This is a genomic window from Asticcacaulis sp. W401b, from assembly GCF_046503825.1.
In the GTDB taxonomy this organism is placed as follows: Bacteria; Pseudomonadota; Alphaproteobacteria; order Caulobacterales; family Caulobacteraceae; genus Asticcacaulis.
On the sequence record NZ_JBKFEE010000016.1, the window covers coordinates 1 to 20,946 of the forward strand.

The 20,946-nt window shown below is 55.8% G+C and carries 13 protein-coding genes; 4 read left to right on the plus strand and 9 right to left on the minus strand.

The genetic code is table 11. The features are described from left to right. Positions 1-66: 66 nt before the first annotated feature. From ACK8OE_RS18185 to ACK8OE_RS18205, 5 genes are all read right to left on the minus strand, one after another. Positions 67-1,032, minus strand: coding sequence for a site-specific integrase (locus ACK8OE_RS18185; RefSeq protein WP_410273747.1), 966 nt, complete (start codon positions 1,030-1,032; stop codon positions 67-69). Positions 1,033-1,417: 385 nt separating this feature from the next. Next, entirely contained in the window at positions 1,418-2,299 is an 882-nt protein-coding gene (locus ACK8OE_RS18190) for an alpha/beta hydrolase (protein ID WP_410273748.1), read from the minus strand. After that, a complete protein-coding gene (locus tag ACK8OE_RS18195; protein ID WP_343685646.1) occupies positions 2,299-3,027 on the minus strand; it encodes a superoxide dismutase in 729 nt (242 codons plus the stop codon). The genes ACK8OE_RS18190 and ACK8OE_RS18195 overlap by 1 nt, the downstream gene beginning before the upstream one ends. A 16-nt stretch (positions 3,028-3,043) precedes the next feature. Further along, complete coding sequence (gene chrA / locus ACK8OE_RS18200; protein WP_410273749.1) at positions 3,044-4,396, minus strand: chromate efflux transporter; 1,353 nt, start codon at positions 4,394-4,396, stop codon at positions 3,044-3,046. Beyond that, complete coding sequence (locus tag ACK8OE_RS18205) at positions 4,386-5,321, minus strand: chromate resistance protein ChrB domain-containing protein (RefSeq protein ID WP_343685648.1); 936 nt, start codon at positions 5,319-5,321, stop codon at positions 4,386-4,388. The genes chrA and ACK8OE_RS18205 overlap by 11 nt, the downstream gene beginning before the upstream one ends. Positions 5,322-5,540: 219 nt before the next feature. On the opposite strand from ACK8OE_RS18205, the gene ACK8OE_RS18210 reads away from it, so the two are divergent. Both ACK8OE_RS18210 and ACK8OE_RS18215 read left to right on the plus strand, forming a co-directional pair. Then, a complete protein-coding gene (locus ACK8OE_RS18210; RefSeq protein ID WP_410273750.1) occupies positions 5,541-8,531 on the plus strand; it encodes a Tn3 family transposase in 2,991 nt (996 codons plus the stop codon). 104 nt (positions 8,532-8,635) lie between these two features. Continuing rightward, a complete protein-coding gene (locus ACK8OE_RS18215; protein WP_410273751.1) occupies positions 8,636-10,249 on the plus strand; it encodes a hypothetical protein in 1,614 nt (537 codons plus the stop codon). A gap of 170 nt (positions 10,250-10,419) precedes the next feature. Here the strand turns inward: ACK8OE_RS18215 and ACK8OE_RS18220 are convergent, their stop codons facing one another. From ACK8OE_RS18220 to ACK8OE_RS18235, 4 genes are all read right to left on the minus strand, one after another. After that, positions 10,420-11,220 carry a hypothetical protein gene (locus ACK8OE_RS18220; protein ID WP_410273752.1) on the minus strand — a complete coding sequence of 267 codons (801 nt, stop codon included), beginning with the start codon at positions 11,218-11,220 and terminating at the stop codon, positions 10,420-10,422. Between the two features lie 101 nt (positions 11,221-11,321). Continuing rightward, positions 11,322-12,698 (minus strand): hypothetical protein, encoded by a 1,377-nt coding sequence (locus ACK8OE_RS18225; RefSeq protein ID WP_410273753.1) that lies wholly within the window; start codon positions 12,696-12,698, stop codon positions 11,322-11,324. Positions 12,699-12,705: 7 nt separating this feature from the next. Continuing rightward, positions 12,706-15,285 carry a hypothetical protein gene (locus ACK8OE_RS18230; protein ID WP_410273754.1) on the minus strand — a complete coding sequence of 860 codons (2,580 nt, stop codon included), beginning with the start codon at positions 15,283-15,285 and terminating at the stop codon, positions 12,706-12,708. Between the two features lie 512 nt (positions 15,286-15,797). Then, positions 15,798-16,400, minus strand: coding sequence for a hypothetical protein (locus tag ACK8OE_RS18235; RefSeq protein WP_410273755.1), 603 nt, complete (start codon positions 16,398-16,400; stop codon positions 15,798-15,800). 209 nt (positions 16,401-16,609) lie between these two features. Here ACK8OE_RS18235 and ACK8OE_RS18240 point away from each other — a divergent pair, with 209 nt between their 5' ends. Further along, entirely contained in the window at positions 16,610-20,626 is a 4,017-nt protein-coding gene (locus ACK8OE_RS18240; RefSeq protein WP_410273756.1) for a helix-turn-helix domain-containing protein, read from the plus strand. Then, complete coding sequence (locus tag ACK8OE_RS18245) at positions 20,626-20,940, plus strand: hypothetical protein (protein ID WP_410273757.1); 315 nt, start codon at positions 20,626-20,628, stop codon at positions 20,938-20,940. Before ACK8OE_RS18240 ends, ACK8OE_RS18245 begins: the two co-directional genes overlap by 1 nt. The last annotated feature ends 6 nt before the right edge of the window (positions 20,941-20,946 follow it).

Genomic DNA, 20,946 nt, shown 5'->3' on the forward strand with positions numbered 1-20,946 from the left:
ACCAAACGTTCAAATCTGTAGCATAAGCAGACAAACCATGAACGTAGGGCGAAGTGACCGACGGTGTCAAAGTCCCAGCTTGCCGGTCGGTTCGGATGTTTTTAGCTTTGAGCGCCTTACGTAACTTCTCATAGTCGAGAGACTGCGGTGCCGCGTGTGGCCCATGATTTCCTCGTCAGGCACGCCGTTGCGGTAGGCCGTAGTTACAAAACCCGCTCGCAGCCCATGCGGGCTGACGGGCTCGCTGACAGTCCCCTTAATTCCAGCCGCGGCGGCCCGACGCAGCAGAATCTGCCGAACCGCGTCCTCGCTGAGTCGCCGAGCTTCGACGCGGCCAGACTTGTTAACCTTTCGGTAAACAGGTCCGAAACGGATCTCGGCCTTTTCAAGCCAGTGGCGCAGGGCCCTAACAGGGCAGGTGGCTTCGTTCCGGCCATATACGATCGTTACTTCGGCGCCTTTGCCTTCTTTGTCGGTCTTCGACTTTTCCAGTAACAACCGCACGCCATCATCGAACCAGGTCAGCTTCTCGGCGTCCAACGCCACAAGTTCGGAGCGGCGTAATGCGCCGGCAAATGCCACCAGCAACAGCGCGCGGTCGCGGTCGCCAGTCAGGCTGTCGTCGCATGCGCGACTAAGGGCCTTTAATTCTGCCGTGGTCAGCGCCGCTGATTTTCGTCCACGGCTACCGTGTGTCCGGCCGATACCGCGCAGCGTCTCGCGGATGGCAGGATGTTTTGTATCGAGCGGATGTCCCGCGACGCCTGAAGCGCGTGCAATCGCCGCGACACGGCGCCTAAGCGTCTGCATAGCGTAGCCTTCGCCTGCTGCAGCCAGATACGCGCCAACGACCTCGGGCGTCGCTGGAAACGCCGCCAAACCATTGCGCTTGCACCAGGTCTCGAAATTCGCGACATCTGACGCATAAGCGCGCAATGTCGCCGGCGCGTCGGCGGCATCCTGGTAGGCCTGGGATTTCGCCAGGGCCATGGCGACGCGCGCATTTGGCGGATTGGGGTTTGACTTGTCCATAAGGCTTCCATAGCATAAATTACACGCGATAACCATCCTTATCGCGTGTGATATCGTCGGCCTTTTGCGTGCGTTTCCGAAGCGAACGTATGGATTACGATCATTCACGACACTTGGCTCGGTACATCATGGCTAGCAAAATGACGTATATCGAAAGCGATCCCAAATGCGACGTTAGCGTCTTCGCCGCCAACTTGAATGTTCCGGGCCGATTTAAGGTGGTTACCTGAATTGTGGAATTTACACACCACGATTGTCATACACTCGTCGAAGAAAATGATGACGAAATTGCCGGGGTAGCCGCTCAACTCAGAAAAGCTGAGAACATTCTCGTTGATTGGCTCGGCCCATTGCATGCGGTCTTGAATCGTAGATTGCGTCGAGACTATGGAATGCGTTCTTCCACGTTGTTCGCGCCGCGGGTCATCTCGTTCGCAGCGTAAAAGTCGTCGAGTGTCTTGCCGAAGGTTTCCCAGTTCCATGGTACGTCGTGATCGTCGGGACTTGTGATAACCAGCCTGACTTTGTTGCCTCCCCGCTTGGCCAGTTCACGGGCATGGCTTACGGGCACGATTTCGTCTTTCTCGCCGTGCAAGATAAGGATCGGACCGTGATACGCCTGGACTGCCGCCATATTATCGAAGCGCTCCCTTGCGAGGAATGACGGCACCATATAGCGACCCAGCATGGACGGCATGCTTTTGAACGCCGACACCATGACGAGGGTGCGGATCGGCTTACGCGTCGCCAGACCGACAGCGATGGCCGCGCCCATTGAATGGCCGTGGGCACCGATCTGGCCCTTGTTTATCTCCGGCCGAGAAGCCAGAAAGTCGAAGAATGCGTCCGCGTCTTCAGCGAAAGCAGCCTCACTTGGCGTTCCAGTCGAGCGCCTGTAGCCGCGATACTCTACCATCAGGCAGGCTATGCCACGCTGCGTATAGTACTGCGGATATTCGAGCTTTGTTTCTATATAGTCGGAGTTTCCGTGAAAAAACATGACGGCCGGGACTTGGTTCGAGGCCGACGCACCTTCTGGCAGAAAAAGCCAGCCTTCGACCTTGGAACCATCTTTGGCGGTAACCCAGTGCTGGACGGCGCCGACCGGAACCGGGCGTGCCATGGGGCCTTCTGCCGAGTTCGGGAAGACGAACTCGTTCTGCAGGCCGGTGATCGCCGCGCAGCCGCTAAGTACGACAACGGCTGAGATGCCGACCAACCATTTTGTTAGCGTTCGCATGATGCCGATTATCCCAGTCTGGTCCATTACGCCATTAGCCTGTTGGCGCGTTCCAGTCGTGAAGCGACCTCGTCCCACTGGATATTTCGGAAGAAGGCGTCCACATATTTCGCGGCCGCCGCCCCATAGTCCATCTGGTAAGCATGCTCATACATGTCCATCACCAAGAGAGGGAGCGTCGCTGCCGGTGAATGCCCGTGGTCGGCCAGCCAATAGTTTTCCAACTGACCCGTGTGGGTGTTCAGCCCAAGCACAACCCACCCAGAGCCGCCGCCAAGTCCCGCACCGATCGTACGGAATTCGGTTTCCCAGGCATCAAAAGTTCCAAACGATGAGGCTATAGCCGTGCGCAGGCCAGCCCCGGCCTGACCGTTTCCGCCGAGATTGTCAAAATAGAGTTCGTGAAGGACGACAGACCCTGTCCGGATGAGATGCTCGCGTTTCAAATCATTGTAGATGAAAGCAGGGATGTCCTTATTTCCGTTGGCCTCATTGAGACGGGTCTTCACGACACCCAAAGCTTTCAAGGCGCCGCTATAGTTGTTCTCCCAGTGCGAACGGATAAGCTTCTCAGAAATACCATCGATCTTGGCAGGGTCGAACCGCAAGGGTTTCGGCGCGCTCTGGATGGTGAAAGCCTTGGCAAGGGGTTTTACACCCGACGGCGACGACTGTGCCTGTGCTGCGCCGGCCGCGGCCATCGTCAGTGCGGCACCAATTACGGCGCGACGACTTGTATCGGTACTGTGCGTCATTGTTAAACTCCTGGAGTTAGAGAAATGGCTGGATAAGAGGTAAGAACTGAATGACGAAACCTGCCAGAGCACAAACGGCTATTATGGCAACGACTTTGGCTTTGAAGCGGATCAGCGCGGTGGCTACAACAGTAGTGATGAGGGCGCCGACCCACTTGAATGTCCCTTCAAATCCCTCAGGCCACAACACATGATAGCCGAAGAACAGTGCAAGGTTTAGGATCACTCCAACCACAGCGGCCGTGATCGCTGTTAGCGGTGCGGTGAACTTGAAATCGTTATGCGTCGTCTCGATGAGCGGCCCACCTGCCAGGACAAAGATGAACGAGGGCAGGAATGTGAACCAGGTTACCACGAGCGCCGTCAGGATTGCGGCGGCAACGAGCTGATCCGGCCCGAGCCAGGCCGTATTCCATCCGCCGACAAATCCTACGAACGTGACCACGATAATCAGCGGCCCCGGAGTGGTTTCACCAAGTGCCAGGCCGTCGATCATCTGCGGCGCGGTGAGCCAACCATATTGCGATACCGCGCCTTGGTACACGTATGGCAGGACCGCATATGCGCCGCCAAAAGTGAGAAGAGCGGCCTTCGAGAAGAAGATACCCATGAGGCAGAGCGGATGTTGCCAGCCCAGTCCAGAGCCAAGCGCGACAATGGGTACAAGCCAGAGAGCCAGGCCGATGCCAACGACCATTATCAGCCGCGGCCAGCGAAACCGGGCATGCTCAGGCGTCGGCGTCATGTCATCAATAAGCGCCGCTCCGAACGACTTGCCACCAGACCTGTGCCCTGCTGCTGCCTTTAAGCTGCCGGGAGAAAGCTTGCCGATCAGAACGCCAATAACGGCCGCGGCTGCGATAATTAATGGAAATGGAGCCCTAAATGCAAAAATCGCAACAAACGCAGCCGCCGCGATGCCCCAAAGCGTGGGTGTCGTTAGCGTTCGGCTGCCAATCCGGTGAACGGCCTGGACTAAGATGGCAGTCACTGCCGGCTTAATGCCGGCGAAAACGCCGGCAATTAATGGCATATGGCCATACGCCAGATACACCCAAGACAAAATCAGCAAGACGAAAAGCGATGGCAAGACGAACAGACCGCCGGCCACGATCCCGCCCCATGTACGGTGCATGAGCCACCCAATATAGGTGGCTAATTGCTGCGCCTCTGGCCCCGGCAAAACCATGCAATAATTCAGCGCGTGTAGGAAGCGCTTGTCCGAGATCCAACGTCGCCGCTCGACCAGTTCCTGGTGCATGATGGCAATCTGCCCCGCTGGCCCACCAAACGAGATGAAGCCGAGCTTCAGCCAGAAGCGCAGCGCTTCGCAAAAACTGACGGGTTCGGGGGGTGGTTCAGATGACATGATTGCCTCCGTCCAAAGAAGCAAACAGTCCGTCGAACACGGATGACGCGGCCGCCAAAAGCGCGTCGTCGTCTGTTATGGTCTCGCGCAGCCCCTTAAGCACCGTCTCGATCCCGATCGCTTCACGCGGTTCCAGTCCACCAACATCAAGAAAATGGACGATGGCCCCAATCCGTCTGAACGCCTCACTGTCGAGTGCGAAGCTTGTCGCTAGCACCTCGAATGACACCAAGCCCGCCGTGTGCGTAAAGGCTGCGCCATCGTAGTCGAAGCCGAGCACCTCGCTTGGCACATCAGCAGGTGAAGCCACCCACAGCAAAGTAGCCTGTGGGTCTATAAAACGACGGATCAACCAGGCACTTGCCAACCTGTCGACCCAAGGTCGCCGACGAGTCGCCCAGGTACGGCCTTGGTACTGTGAGACCTCCAGCCGCTTGATCGGCTGATCGGAAAAGTGCGGTTCGTCTGGCGCGGATGCGCGGGCAATGCGTTGATCGAGTTCACTCAGAAGGACTTCGACCTGCCGCTGAGCTTCGTCGGGAAAATAGTCAATCACTCTGATGGCGTCGAAGGCCTTTCGGAGCTTGCGCGCAGATCTTAGCACGTCACCATGGGTCAAATCGGGATGTGCTGAAACAGATGCGATTTCGTCCGTGAGTGCTTGATAGTCGTCGGTTCGGCTGAACAGTTCTACGAGGGCTTCGGGCGAATCCTTTACCACATCTAAGATGTGCGCTGTTCCGTCACCAGATATAACGTCCGCGGCGATACGTCCTACCACCTCCCTGCAATCGGGCCTGTCCGGCAAGATGTAAACACCATCTGCCAAGGATGCCGCCCCTGCCGTCTTAAACGCGCGCCATGCCCGCATGCGTACGGTCGCGTTTCCGGTGGGCAAGGACAGGATCAGTGTGACAAATTTCATGTCGTAGCTCTTATTACATTTATGTAAGCTAAGCTACTATCATTTTGCATCGTTCGTAACGATGCGCTAAGCGATGGCCCGACGTACCGTTAGCGCTCGAATCTGTCTCCTTTTTCTGGGCCTGCGTTCAGCTGGCAATGCTGCTGCGAACTGGTATCCTTGGCAGTTGGCGGCACTGCTATCACTTGCTTCCCCTACAGCGGAAGGCGCGAGGTCAGTATGTCAAAGGGACCGACTTTTACGGAAGATCAGGTGGCGCGCTTTTATGGTCCTGCCGTTTCCCAACCTGATTTGATCCGGCACTATACGTTGTCGCCGCCTGACCTTACGCTTATCGCGCGCTGCCGACATGATCACAATCGCCTCGGCTTCGCGGTCATGCTTTGTTACCTGCGATACCCTGGCCGCCCTTTGCGGACCGATGAACGTCCGCCCGCTTCGACCATCGAGTTCATCGCCGCCCAGATAGACAGCCTGCCAACCGATTTCGACCTTTACCTTGAACAGACACGCAGGCGTCATAGCGCTCAGCTCCAGGAGGCCATGAACCTTCGACCGTTTGGGGCAATACCAGCGCAGAAAATCGAAGATTGGCTCGTCCCTCATGCTCTTGAAAACGATCAGCTCAATCACCTTGCAACCCTAGCACTGGGAGAATGTAGGCTGCGGCAAATAATCGTGCCGCCGATCGGTAGCCTTCAGCGCATTTGCCTTCGGGCCCGAGTGCGCGCTCGACGAGACATACATCGGGCGATGACCGCCGGACTAAGCGCCAGCCAGAAATACCAACTTGACCAATTGACCAAGGCGAAAGACGAAAACGGAGCGACATGGCTGGCGTGGTTGCGCCAATTTCCCGAAAGCTCAAAGCCATCCGCGATGACGGCATTGATCGACCGACTGGACCATGTGAGGGGCTTAAATCTCCCTTCAACGATTGACGGTCAAATTTCGCTCGCCCGCCAGGCCCAAATAGAGCGCGAGGGCCGCCGAACGACCGTCCAGCATATCGCGCGTTTCGAGCCGGGACGGCGCCACGCGACGCTCGTCCTTATCTGCACGGACCTACGGACCCAACTGACCGACCAGGCTATAGAATTGTTTGAGCAACTGATCGGGGCCATGTTCCGCAAGGCTCAGGGCAGGCATGATCGCGAATTCAAGGCCGATGGCCGGGCCATAAATGCGAAGTTGAGGCTTCTCGTTGAAGTGGGCAAGGCCATCGTCGTCGCCAAGGATACCGGCGGCGATGCGTTCGATGCCATCCCTCAGGTGACCACATGGGATCATTTTCGTCAGAGCCTGGCCGAGGCCGAGCAATTGTTGCGCCCCGCAGACTTCGATGCCTTCGAAATCCTCGACCAGCAATATATCGGCATCCGGCGCTGGTCGCCGGCCTTCCTTGAGGCCTTTGAATTCCTCGGCGTGTCCGCCACCTCCCCTCTCCTGAAGGGGATCGATCTGATCAGGTCCCTCAATCGTTCGGGGCGAGTGGGTGTACCGCAGAACGCCCCGACCTCATTCGTGCGGCGGCGCTGGGCCAAATACGTCTGGAGTGACGGTGTCTTGAACCGACGATATTACGAACTCTGCATCCTCTCGGAACTTCGCGAGCGATTGCGCTCCGGCGACGTGTGGGTCAAGGGAAGCTCGACATACAAGAGCTTTGAGGATCGCCTTATCTCGCATGAGAGGCTGGAACTTCTCAGGCAAAATAATAGCTTGCAGGTTAGTGTCCAGTCTGATTTAGGCGCGTTTCTCAATGCGCGCAGGGACCGTCTCCAGGAGCGGCTCAGCCAGATTGAAGCAAAGGCCAAAAGCGGGGACCTTACCGACGTGGCGGTTGAGAAGGGCAATCTGAAGATCGCGCCGATCGAGCGGACGACGACCGCCATCAGCGACGCCTTGATAAGCCGGTTGTACGCGCTGTTGCCCCGTATCCGGATCACTGACCTCCTGGCTGAAGTGAATGAGTGGACAAGTTTTACGGACCATTTCACCCACCTTCGGACTGCGGACACGCCGAATAGCCCTCAGACGTTAATGGCGGCGTTGATCGCCGACGGCCTCAATCTGGGCCTCACCCGCATGGCCGAGGCCTGCGACGTAGCCAGTCTCGGGCAGTTGGCGTGGGTGTCTGACTGGCACATTCGCGAGGAAACGTACAATCTGGCCTTAAAACGGTTAGTGGCGGAACAGCAACGGCTGCCGTTGGCAGCGGCATTCGGGTCCGGAACATCCTCATCGTCGGACGGACAGTTTTTCCAGTCGTCGGGATATGGCCGCGACTCCGGCCGGCTCAACGCCCATTACGGCCATAAGCCGGGCGTCAAGTTCTACACCCACATCTCTGACCGTTACGCGCCGTTCTACACTAAGGTCATCGCCGCCACCGCCAGCGAGGCCCTCCATATTCTTGATGCCTTGCTGTCGCACCAGATCGAACCCGGGGTGACCCGACACCACACTGATGGCGGCGGCGTTTCCGACCACGTATTCGCTTTATGCTCGCTCCTGGGGTTCCAATTTGCGCCACGGATACCGGATCTCAAGGACCGGCGCCTGTACGTTTTCGACAAGCCAGGAAATTATCCCACCCTTGAAAATCTTATCGCCGCGAAAATTGATATCGAGCTCATCGGCGCCCACTGGACTGAAATTCTTCGTGTCGCCCAGTCTATTCGCTCGGGACAGGTCACTGCGTCGGTGATCATGCGCCAACTCGCGGCCTATCCGCGACAAAACGGCGTGGCCATGGCCCTGCGTGAATTTGGTCGGATGGAGCGGACGCTGTTCACCCTTGACTGGCTCGAAGATCCCCAGTTGCGACGCCAAACCACCCAGGAGCTAAACAAGGGCGAAGCCAGAAACAGCCTTGCGCGCGCCGTCTTCCTTCACCGCCTCGGCGAAATCCGTGACCGCACTTACGAAAATCAACAGCATCGCGCCTCCGGGCTCAACCTCCTCGTGACGGCCATAATCCTCTGGAACACAAGGTATCTGGAAAAGGCTGTCGAGGAGTTGCGTGCGCGGGGCGAAGTTATCGATGACGCCATGCTGTCCCACCTCTCGCCGCTTGGCTGGGAGCATATAAACCTCACAGGTGACTACATTTGGGGAAACGAAAATGAACTAGTCCGTCCTGTTGGAGAACTAAGACCCCTGAGGAACCTGCAATCTCGGGCCAGCATGATCAAGCCAGCCGCCTGATGTTCACCATTTGTCTGCTTATGCTACAGATTTGAACGTTTGGTTAGTTCCGGCCCTTGAGGCAAAATTCAAAGCTGAGCGGATGGCCGAGCAAGAAGCCGACATTGCAAAAACTAAAGCCGAGACGCTGGCCAGCATGGATGCCTGGAGCGCAGGCCATCCTTCAACTACCTAAAAATCCTGACGCAGGCCGTGGGTTTTTCTGCGCGAGATTACATGCGGGAATGGCGCTTATCGCGTGTAATAAGTCAAAATCAGGATTGACTGTTAATTCACCCGGACAGCGGGTATCGGAAATTAACTCTCAACTCATCAAGTGCTTTCTAATGCCATCTTTGTACGCTGAGCTTCTACCTATCCTGCAGTCAGTTAATACCGAAGGCGGCAATTTTCAGGCGCACCTTATCCAACGAGAGATTCTGGACGAGATCGACCTTGCTTCCGCCACTGACGCCAGCTTTATGGCCGTAAGGCGAAAAATACGCGAGAAGTGCGAACCGTTCAGAAATCCACACGATCACGGGCACTTTAGTCAGATTGTTGAAGCTTATAGCGAGGGCTTAATCCTCTTGGCAGCGAGGGAGAGGGGGCTATTGATCCGAGCAGTTCCCGACGGCAGCAACAAAGGCAAAACACCTGATTTTGAAACGACGGTCCTCCCGACAGTCGGCTTTGAACTAAAAACTTTGAATGTATTTGATCCTAATCGTACCATGGAAGATGTCATGTTGCGCGGCTTCGAGCAAAGCTACAAAGCCGAGCAAGCTGCGAAGAAAAGCGCGGCCTCAAGCACAAACGGTGTGGGAGTTGGTTTCGGGGAAACTGTTCATTCGCCTCATGGCAATGGGGCCACTCTATTCGACGCGATCAATCAGACAACGGAAAAGATCAAGAGTAATGTAAAATTCGGCCAGTATCAGGCCCGCCCGACGATCTTGGTAGTTTCTCTTGCCCGCGTCGGGATTGGTACATCCGCCTCACACTTGAAATATAAGTTCACATCGAAGGATGGAGTTTCTACTGGCCACTTATTCGCGGTGGCTGCGGGCGCGATTGGAAGTGAGGTTTGGGGATATGGGAAATTCAACTTCGACGGATCGGAGAAGTTAGGAATCCTGTCGCGTCAAGGGGTTTTGCTGGACAAGCCGTTCGTCGCTGGCATTGCGTTCGTTGAGACATCCGGTCAGCATTATGCAGCACTGGCTGATTACTTGCGCCGCGGCGTGAGAATTCATGGAATTTGGAACACTGAATGGGAACAATCCGCGGCATTTGGATTGGATGAAATACGCCACACAAAGGCTTCGTTTGTTCAACTTTGTGACGTTTGGAATGACTTGGACGACGGCCGGAGAGATCAAGTTCTGGATATTCGCGACCTCCAATTCGATCTTTATTCTCACCTCCAGGACTTTGGACGTCGTCTCGCGGGACAGCCGGCACATGGTGCCTTATTTGAGCAGGCGATTATCGAGGCCGATAGGTTATATCATATGTGGCGTTGCGCAGAAGAAGGGGTGGATTTTAACAGTACCTACGAGCCAATAGATGCACAGGACATTTCAACAGGTTTCGACAAGCAAAAGCGGCCAGTGATTATGGTGACCGCACCAAGAACGTCTCAGCGGATTTCACGTCTGGAATTGTCGAAGGCTACAGGTTCTTGGCAGCCGACGGAAAATCTACAGAACGTCACAGGATCGAGCATCATCCTTTAATCCTACCGACAGTTGCGGATTGAAGCCATCTCGCTGCATGTATCGCCCGGGAAAAGCGAATATTTTGTATAAAATCAATTATTTACTAAGTTTTTTGCATTTCGACGCATAATACTACTTATGGGAAATTACTTCACTTCACCGCCATTGATTCTGATTATTTGAAACGATTAGAATGGAATTTCGTCGTCTAAGTCGAATGTTTTAGAGGACGAATTGACCCGGACAGCATTGTCGCATCCGGCGTCTTCAAGTGCGATATAGCCGGTGTCGACGCTACGCGGGGCAATTAATATCGGTTCATACTGAGCGATCGCAATGGCGCGGCTTTCCGCTTCGATAGCCTTCGCTTTTCCCATCTCACTAAATATGTTCGCTGAGAGCTTAGTTACGATGTCATAAGATGCATACAGGCTGCCGGGAACCCCAAGTATCGTCATTATGATCCCAGTAACTGCGAGGAAGCTGATTCGCCGTTCCTCCAACAAATCCTCAAACTCTCGAAGCTTTTTCAGCATCTTATCTCGCAGATCATCTGACAAGTTCGCTCGATCGACCTCCCCTTTCATCGCTACAATATAGCTGCGTATATTGGATTTGATCTCCGGCGTTAAAGCAACACTCTTCTCTATTTCGACTTCTGGGTCGTTTAGCAATATTTGCGTCACATAGTGATCTAAATCTGATTTAAACTGACGCCAGTTTTGGTAGTCAAAATCATTATGCTTAGGCAGTTCGATGCCCATAATTGGGCGAATTCGATAACGCTTTGCGGCCGCAATGATATGGTTCATAAAAGAATGACGGACATCCGACATTAACTCCCAACCGCTTTGCGAATTGTCATCCAGCTCCTTCATCTTTCGTTCCAATGAGCTTTCGACAATTTGTACAAAATGCGCGAACGCAAGGTGTGGATCAGGCGGGAGTTGGCTGATCTCTTGCAAGGTAATAAATTCAGTTAGTGACATGGAACATGCGCGTCCTTGAACTGCTTCTCGTCTGTGAATATTGCTAGACCTTGGGCATAAGTAAAGTTAGCTACCACTACCATTTCGGTCAGACCTCTTGTCTATCTGGAAAGACTACTCGGGGTGGCGAGATTGCCTTGGATAACGACCACAATCAGAAAAATCTCCCCGTCTTCGACCTGTCGTCGCAAAAGCTGAATTTGAGAGGCGGTCGGCGACGGCGGGCCAGACTTGGGTGATCCATCCAATATGCATAGGATGCCAATACGCTTACCTGTAGCCACAACATATTGAACCGTCTGGTCGGCATAGGTCTCGATTAATTTTGCGTCGACCTTGGTCTTCGCTTCTACCTTGAGCTCGAGGCGTATTTGCTCGAAGGAGAGGTCGGTGATACCCGCGCCCACCGCGGGATGCTGTTCGAGTTTCGATCCGATCGTGGGATGTGCGCGTAATATCTCCGTCAGCTTTCTTTGAAACGCCTCTTCGGCCAACGGTTTGGGAAAAAGGTTATCTGACAGGGCTTGCCCCGAGGCATTACCTAGCGCGGCCAAAAGCACGAACAGGGGCTGCAGATCTTCATCGGGTACCCTATTGGTTCTCAGGTCTCGGCGAAGGCTAATCAGTTTTTCATCAACTTCACGATATCCGGAAATGGGATGGGATTTGAGATCTACGCCTTCAAGGCGTAAGGTTCGGTGACCGATGACGCTGACTGCCTGTTCACTTGCGTTTGGTTCAAAAGACGCGGCGTATTTGAATTCATAGGGCCGTGCGCCGAACGAAAGCGGCAATTTGAGAATCAGGCGCCCCTTCTCTTTCACGTGAACAGGTCCGACGGCCTGTGGCCGGGGAAAGCTGAACCGCGGCAACTCGAAATGACCGTCCGCCAAGTCGACCGATATGGGCACTAGAACTAGGAGTTCGGCCCGATCCGGCCACCGCGAAATTCGCAGATCGATTTCCAGATCATAGGCAGTGTTCGGCGCCAGCGTGTCTATCGAACTGGCGGGTTCGCCGTTAATCGCGAAGCGAATGAAGGCGATGTTCAATGCCTCAACTTCGGAGCCGTCTGTTGGTCGGTACGAGGACATGCGCTCCGACGGGGCGTAGAGCGGAAAACTGAGCGCCGTTTGCAGTATTGCTTCGCGCGCAGCTGCGATGTCCGTCGGCGAAGTGATCGCCTTGACCGCCTGGCATGCCGTCTCGAAGCCAACCCAGTCTTTACCGACCGTATCCTGCAGGTATTCGTCGGCTCGTAGTTTTGCCGCGTTCAGATGCTTTTCAGGCCGTTCACCTCCTTGGCGCACGCCGCCGACCCATTTCAGCAGCAGCGCATATATCTCGAGAACCTCTGCGAACTGGAGCATATCCGGCCCAGGGGCTTCCGCTGCGAAAGCCTCTGCGATTTCTCTGATATCGGACGCGACCTCGTCTATCTGGGTGGGTTCGAATGAGCGGCTCTGGGCGGAAAGCAATAGAAGCTCAAGGGCCTTCAATCTGGCTGAGAAAGATCGGTGAAATGTCTCGTGTCTCATCGGCTTCTGCAGCGTCCTTGTCTATGTCTTCGAATAGTTGATCCCAGGCCGCTCTGGCCGCCTGCACCTGCTCCAGATTCGGTGGGAGGCTCGCCTCCAGATCACACGCTATCTTTATTGTGCCGTACAGGTCACGGAAGACCTTTTCACGCCGGTTGTCGGGAATGGTCGGGAGTATAGCGTCAACAACGGACTTTGCCGCCGATGGGCAGGCGATACGGACAAGGAGGAAGATGATGGACAGAGGCTTATGGAAATCGTCCTCCCCTAATTTTTTGCCCAATTCGACCAGTGAGTTCGCCGAGGCAATTAGTATGTTACGCGGGTAGGTCTGCAGGTGCTCCAGCAAAGGGTCGTTCTGGCGGTCCATGTTCCATTCGGATAGGATCAGCTTGCACATTAGATCGACCGCGCCCGGTGCCTCGACAAGTGTAACCCCCATCCCGCGATCCATAGCTGCGCAGGCTTCCATTTCATCAATTTCGTTGAGGAGCGCAATGACAGCCCTACCCTGATCACCGCGTATCTGTGCATCGGTGAGGTTGTTGACATAATGACCTAGGCAGCTGACGAGGAAGTTGTCATCTTTTCTGGAACGCCTGTAGGTGTTGATGAGGTCCACCAGTGCAGCTATCGCAGAGCGTTTGAGGTTCTCCGGGAAGTCGTAGAGGTGAAGCGACTTCACCGCCCCCTTGTGTACCATCACAAAGGGATCGGACAGATGAACAAGATAGAGCTCGAAAATCAGTTCGGGGAAGTTCCGCCTGTGATGATAATTGGTCGATCCGACGGCTTGGCCCGCACTAGCCCGGATCAGGACGCTATCATCCGTCAGAGCACGGTAGATCTGGGGCAGGACGGCATTCATCGAGTCGGGCGACGTGATAAGTTCCCCGAAATGCGCGACCATATTGGCGCGCATTTGTTCTTGTTCATCCGGCAAGGCGGTATAGAGGGCCAGAATGCTTTCGACGCCTGCTACGCCTAACTCGGTCGCACCGACAATGGCCCAACTGATCAGCTCACCCTGAAGTGTGTCGATCGAGGAACGCTTCTGTCTGACGTTCAACTGGTCCAGGAAGGTTTTTGGCCGGATAATCTGATCATTGGGTTTCCCGATCGCAGCGTATCGCTCGCTCAGGGTGGCCGCAGCACCTAAGAGGGAATCTATTTCAGTGGCCGCAATTTTCGCCAGTTTTTTGACGGGACGTCGAAAAAAAGCAATGGCACGGGAATCGAGGTCTACTCCCACATCTTCAACGGCCGCCCAAAGCAACCGCTTGAATGCAGTGCGGTTGATCTCAGTTGGCTCGAGTACCGACTTTTCTTGAAGAACATCGAGCGATCTCGCGTAAAGTTTCGCGGTTTCGGTTCGGGCGATGTCATCGCCGCCTTGTAGGAGCGACTGCAATAGTTTGTCTGCTGCGAGCGGGTCCGACTTCCAGACGGCGACTGCAGCATCACGTAACTCGACGAGTCCGTTTGCATGTCTGTTTTCAAATTCCGGTAGGAGCGTACGACGCCGCAGGAGAAGCGAAAGAATTTGTCTTCCGAAACGGCGTATTTCGGATGGAAAGGTATCTCCGATGGTTGCGATGATTTGCGACGCGACCAATACCTTACCTGGTCCCCCATCTCCGAGGATTCTACCAACGAAAGCGATAGTTTCCGGCAATCGGGCCCGTGTGACAGCGATCAGTGGGTCTGAGTGCGGCGATTGATACGACATGATGCCGCGAGCCGGCTTGGCTAAACGGGCCAAGCGTGGGAGGAGGTCTTCAAGCGAAGCCGGATCGAGTTGATCCGCATGTGTGCCAATGAAATCCGCCGCGCCTAAATGTTCCGGCTTCCTTTTCAGGATTTCGGTTGATAGCGCCAACCTTCCCTGCAGAGGACAGGCGTCCAGATTGACAATAACGCCATAGGCCGCAAGTGCCAAGCGAGGCTCTTCAGCAGCGATTAGGCCTGTTAAATGAGCGCGTAGATCAGGGGAAAAGGCTTCTGGCGCAAGACGCGCCATCTCGGCCAGTTTCTTACCGGCATCGCTACAGGCGTGCGCGTCGACCTCATCAATCAGATCGACAACTTCATTGCTCAGGACGTTTGTAGGCGAACGTAGGCGCTCGCGAGCTTGGCGCCGCGCGTCCAATTTCGTCAGTTGGGTGCGCGCAGCTTCGGCCTGATTTTGTTCATGTTGAGCGACTTTGGCCTCGTACCGGTCGATGAGAGGCTGAATATCGGGTTGACGTACAGAGCGCCGTACCTGGCAGGATTTGCAATTTCTGCGATAAAATTCGAGAAACGAGTTCCCCAAATCCCAGCCATAACTACCACCTGCTCGGCCATTTTCGCATTTTACGCCAACACTACCTATCGGAACTTGGTGCAATTGCTCGATCAAGCCGATGCCGCCGAAGCGATCCAATTGAGCGTGACTGCACCAATTGGAGATCAGTTCAAGGTTTCGCTTATTCTTTTGGCCTTGAGTTATTGCTTCTGCAATTTCTTTTGGATCGAACGGGTCCATTCCACGCGCCTCACAGCACTCCGAATCGGAGTACTTTTAGATCAATTTAGCATTTTGCAACGACTTTTTCTATAACGCCCTAATTTAGGCTCGCGAGGTTTTTCAGTAGATACGTAACCTTCCGTAGTGAATGAGCACCGAAATCTACCGCCTACTTGCCGAATGGAGTTGATTTATATTCTAAAGCGCAGGCCCATTCAGCTCCTTAGACAAGGACTTTCAGCGGTATCGGTGCTACATATTGGACCCATTTCGGTGGCGAGCGTGATTGAGGTGCCCCGCTCGTAAATAACCAGAAGCATCCCGCGCAGCGCTTCACGGCCAGGTCGTAAAGACTAAGTAGTGGGTGATTAGGCATCGGCTAATCGAATTATATATGGAAGAGAGCAGGCGTATCGCCTGCTTTTTTTCTACCCGGAATACGGCGCTCTTAGAAAGGCGCTGCGCGAGGGAGCGAGGCTCGTAGGGCGGCGACCTTACCATTGGTCACCCACCCTACCCTACAAACGCCATCAGAACACCATCCGGGTAACGGCATGGGGCACCGGATTAACATGACCCCAGTAGGCGAACGAAGCCTGCAGATAGCGGTAGAGGTCTTCACGCCGTATCCGAATGCTTTCGCTGTCAGGCGATGGGACGGACAGCAGGTCGATATAGTCCGGCCCGGGCGACGTCCACAGGTCCGGCGCCACTTCCTTCAGACGCTCGGATGAAATCCCGTCCCCGTGACGCACGAGATTGGCAACAAGGCGCGCCTCATCGAGATTCTTGCGGACATCGTCTGCGACGAAATCGTAACCGACGTGGTTTGCACATATCCCGGCCAATTCGACATAGGACTTGGTCTTTGGCAGGTCGGTGAGTAGCTGTCTGGCCCAGACGCGCAGTTGACGTTCGAACAGACCGCTTATGATCAGGGCGTAGGCCTTAGCCGCCTCGTTGGCGGTATAATTATCGACCTGAGCGGCCGCGCGTGCCAGGAATTCCTCCATGGACGCGGCATCCCCCGTCTCAAGCACCTGATGCACCTGTAAGCCGTTCATAGTCGGTCGGATCACGCGTTCATAGAAGCGCTGGAGATTCACTTGGAAGATATTAGGCAGCGGGTGCATGGGAACTCGACCTCCCGAAATCGTCAAATAATCATGCGATTATATTCGGATTATAATCGGAATATAACCATGTGATATGCAACAAGCCGAGCACAAGCGTCAGCTGCCGCACTGGATTTTTGGCCAAAGTACTGCGAATAACACTGCCGAACCTTCACACTCACAAAATGAGTTTGGAATAATTTCGCACACATGATATGTGTGCGAATATGACGAAAGCCACTCCCCTACCTTTTGTTGATCTGGGCGCAATGGTGACGTCTGCGCGGGTAGCCGCAGGGCTGGAGAAGCAAGCAGACGCCGCGGCGCGTTTGGGGGTGTCGCAACAGACCGTCAGCCGCTGGGAAGCCGGCACCCACAGGCCGAGAGCCGGACAAATATCCGAGATTGCCGAAGTCCTACACATCAATGCTGCAGACCTGATGTCGGCCGCCGGCTACACAAACAGCACACAACCCGTTCGAGTTTACGAACCCCTTCCCGTCGATCTGCTGGACCCAGAGTCGTTCGAGCATTTCACGGCCGACCTCCTCCATTTCCTTCACCCGACCGCCACCGTCCGCCGTCTGGGTGAGCAGGGTCATGATCAGGGCGGCCTCGATATCGAAATGCGGGACCAGACCGGCGTCACCGGCTTTCAGTGTAAGCGCGCTCAGCAGTTCGGCCCCAAAGACGTCGCGCGTATGGTGGATCATGTCTCTCGGCCGGTCGACCGAGCCGTGCTTGTGCTCAGCCGCGTGGCCAGCCCCCAGACAGCCGACGCCGTGCGAGAATATCCAAAATGGGATCTGTGGGACAAGGATCATCTGTCCCGCCTGGTCCGGACCGAACTGCCCGTTGAGAAACAGGTCAGGCTCGTTGACATCTACTTCAAAGGCCGGCGCCGCGCGCTCCTCGGGCTCGACGAGACGGGGCCATGGATGACCGCCGACGAGTTTTTTCGCCCCTTCAGCGGTAACGACAAAGCCCTATCCCACGACTGGTCGCTAATCGCGCGAGATGAGGAAATAGATGAGCTTTTGGCGTTTGCCCGGTCTGCCGATCGGGCGCTGATCGTGTCCGCAGCGGGCGGTATGGGCAAGTCCAAGCTCTTGCGCGATGCCGCCCGGCGTTTTGCGACCGAGAACCCGGCAATAACAGTGCGGTTCCTTACGGCATCCGGTGAGCCAAACCGCGTATCGCTTGAGCAATTGGGGAGCGGACCGAGGCTGCTTGTCGTCGATGATGCCCACGATCGAGATAATCTTGGAGAGCTCCTGCAGTATGCCACCGACCCGGCCAATCTGACTCAAGTCATCCTCGCGTCACGGCCCTACGCGCTGAATCGGATTCGCAACCAAGCGGCGGTCGTCGGCCTGGTCGCCATAAAGCAGATCGATCTGCCGGAACTAAGCCAGCCACAGCTCGAAGCCCTCGCCGCCGAAGCCTTGCCATCGGCTTGGCAGGGCGAAGATTTCGCGAAGCGGCTGGTCCAGTTCGCCGGCCAATCCCCCCTGGTCGTGGCCATGGCCGCGCGCGTGATTTCGTCAGACACACTGTCTCTGGAACGTATTAAGGATCATGAGGTCTTCAAGGATACGGTGCTGCGGCGCTTTGCACGGGTCACCGTCGGCGATCTGGGCGTGGCAGGCGAAGAGAAAGCACACAAGGCTGTACTGGAAGCCCTGGCCCTGACCCAGCCCTTTCACATTGAAGATAACCAGCTTCTTCAGTTTATCTCAGAGCTTCAAGGCCTGACCACGGACGAGATCTCGCGCGTCTACCGGCGGTTCGTTGAAGGTGGCATTGTCTTTAAACGCGGTCCGTTCTACCGGTTGATGCCTGACGTGCTGGCCGACTACCTACTGGACGACGTCTGCATCGGCCCGACCGGCAAACTTTCGCCCTTTGTCCACCAAGCGCTCGATAAGATGCCGCCCAAGTACCTGAGCAATGCTCTGGTCAATCTGGGCCGGCTGGACTGGCGCCGTCATGATGGAGACACGGAAAACAGCGAGCTCTTGAAAGACATCTGGCAGTCGTTCGACGAAATTACAGAGGACTGGAACCCAAGACTCGACGCCATAAAGGCCGTAGCGATATTCCAGCCGCGCCAGACGCTGGACTTCGTACGCCGGCAGATGCGCCGCCGCCGCACGATGCGCGCTCTCCCGGAAATTCTTCGGAATGTCGTGTACTCAGGCGCGGCCATCGACGAAGCCCTCGGCTTGCTTTGGCAGCTGGGGCTAAACGATAACCGGGCCACGAACGCCAACACCTCCCATCCGATCCGGGTGATCACGGACCTCGCCGAATACGGCGTGCGCAAACCGCTTTGGCTTAATGAAGCCGTCCTGAAATTTGCACTGGCATTGTGCGATAACCCCCCAGGGTGGACAGGTGTGCATACGCCGTTCGACCTTTTAAAGCCGCTGATGAGCGCCGAGGGCACACAGTGGAACACAACCCGCGAAACGTTTTCAGTTTCACCCTTCCTCATCTCGCATGAGATTGTAGCCAGTTTCCGCCGGCAGATCGTCGACAAGATGCTGGAGCTAATGGGTAGTACAAATGTGCGGATCGCTTACGCCGCAGCGGACTTCCTGGAGGTAGCGACCCGCGGCCCCCACGGCCTGATGGGTTTGTCCAGCCCGGGAGAGCACAGAGCTGCCTTTACCGAGGAGTTCAAGGATACCCTGGCACGCGTGCGCAAGCGCGTCGACGAGGGTATGCTCCCTATCGCCCGTCAGGAAATCGACCTAAGGCTCGCCTGGTACCAGAAACGCCGCGACCCGGATCTGGCAAAAATCGCGAGCGAAATTCATAAAGCCATCAACCGCGACGTCGAATTCGTCATCTGCGATGCGGTCCGCGGAAACGCCTACGAACGTTTCCTTGATCAGGATGTCGACGACTACGAAAAGCGCGCCCGCAAGTGGGCTCTCAATAACGCATCCAAAATCACAGAGGCCTATCCGGATGTGTCGCAGCGCTTGATGGCCATCGAACGCGTAATGGCGGATTTCAAGACGACGCGTGCCGAGTCGAACCCTCATCTGGTCCTCGACCAGTTCTGCCGCAATGACGAAGAGTTCGCCTCCGCCATGTGCGAACTCCCTCTAATGGACCCGGAACGGCCTCTTGCGTCATGGGCCAACCTCAGTCTCGGCGTCCTCCTGCGCACCAATCCCGACTTGGCGAGATCGTGGGTCGCCCGCTATCTCGACGCCAAAGGCAATCTGGCATTGCGAGTGATCGCCGTAGCGTTTCGCTATCTCGATACCGTTTTGGAACCGCCAGAAATCGATGCGGTCAAAGCCCTGCTGGTCAGTCCGGATCGGGATGTGGCGACTGAGGCCACCTATACCGTCTCGACTTGGCGCGACATGCCGATTGCCACAAAGCTCGACCTCCTCCTCCAAGCCAATATCGGCGACGACAGTAAGGCGGCCGACAATATCGCCCTCGCCTTGATAGGGCCGGAGCGCGATCGGGAACTGTCAGCCCTGCCCGAGGCGCAGGTGGCGCAACTGCTGCAAAAACTTGTCACCGTCACGACCCTCGAAGGTCACTGGATCGATCAGCTCCTGGCCCATCTCTCCAAACGATTACCTGCCCTGACCTTGCGCTTTTTCATGGCGCGTATCGACCATGCTGGCACGTCACCGGAAGGAAGCTTCAGGGTCGCCAATTACGGCCCATGGCGGCATGAACCGCTTCAGTTCGCGCAGAGTGCAGAGTTCGATGAGCTCAGCCGCGAATTCTGGACATGGATGCGGGGGCAGGCGGACGACAAGGATTTCGCCTATCGGGCAGCGGACGCATTTGAAGCCATGTTCGGACATGAAAATGCGGCGGTCGCGCGCTTCTTTTCAGCCTATCTGGATTCGGCTGACACCAACGAGTTGCGCCTGATGGCGGTATTGCTTCGTCAGGGGCGGCACGACTTCATTTTCGATCAGGTTGCCTTTGTGGAACGCTTTTTAGAGCGATGCCAGACCATCGATGCAAAGCTTTACGACACCGCCCTGTCCTATCTAATGGGCGCAGCGACGTCAGGCATGCGCAGCGGGCGTATTGGAGAGCCCATGCCGAGGGACGTGGCCGACCTGAAACAGTCGATGCAGATTCTGACAGGCCTGTCGCCGTTCTCACCGGCCTACGAACTCTATGAGTATGTCCGCAACCGCGCACAAGAAGCCGTCGACCGACCGCGCGTAAGCCGTGATGATTGGGAGGACGACTGATGCAACCCGCACAAGCCGAGCAACTCCGGCAGGAAAGCGAAACCTTCGATCTGAACAAACGGCAGGCCGCCGCGTGGTTCCAATTACGATTGGTGACGGGTTACGTCGCTGTCGTCCTTTTCATCGGGGTGGCCCTTACCTGCGTCACCGTTATCTTTGGTCGCTTTCCAGAAAGTGTGCAAAGCTGCGCAATGGTTGCGCTGGTACTGGACGTGCTTGGCCTCGTTGGGGTTTCGGTCAAGCTCATTCTAAGCCCTGGAAGCGCCGGACAACTCGCTCCTATCACTGCCTACACCGCGTCTCCTCGCCCTTAAGCTGAA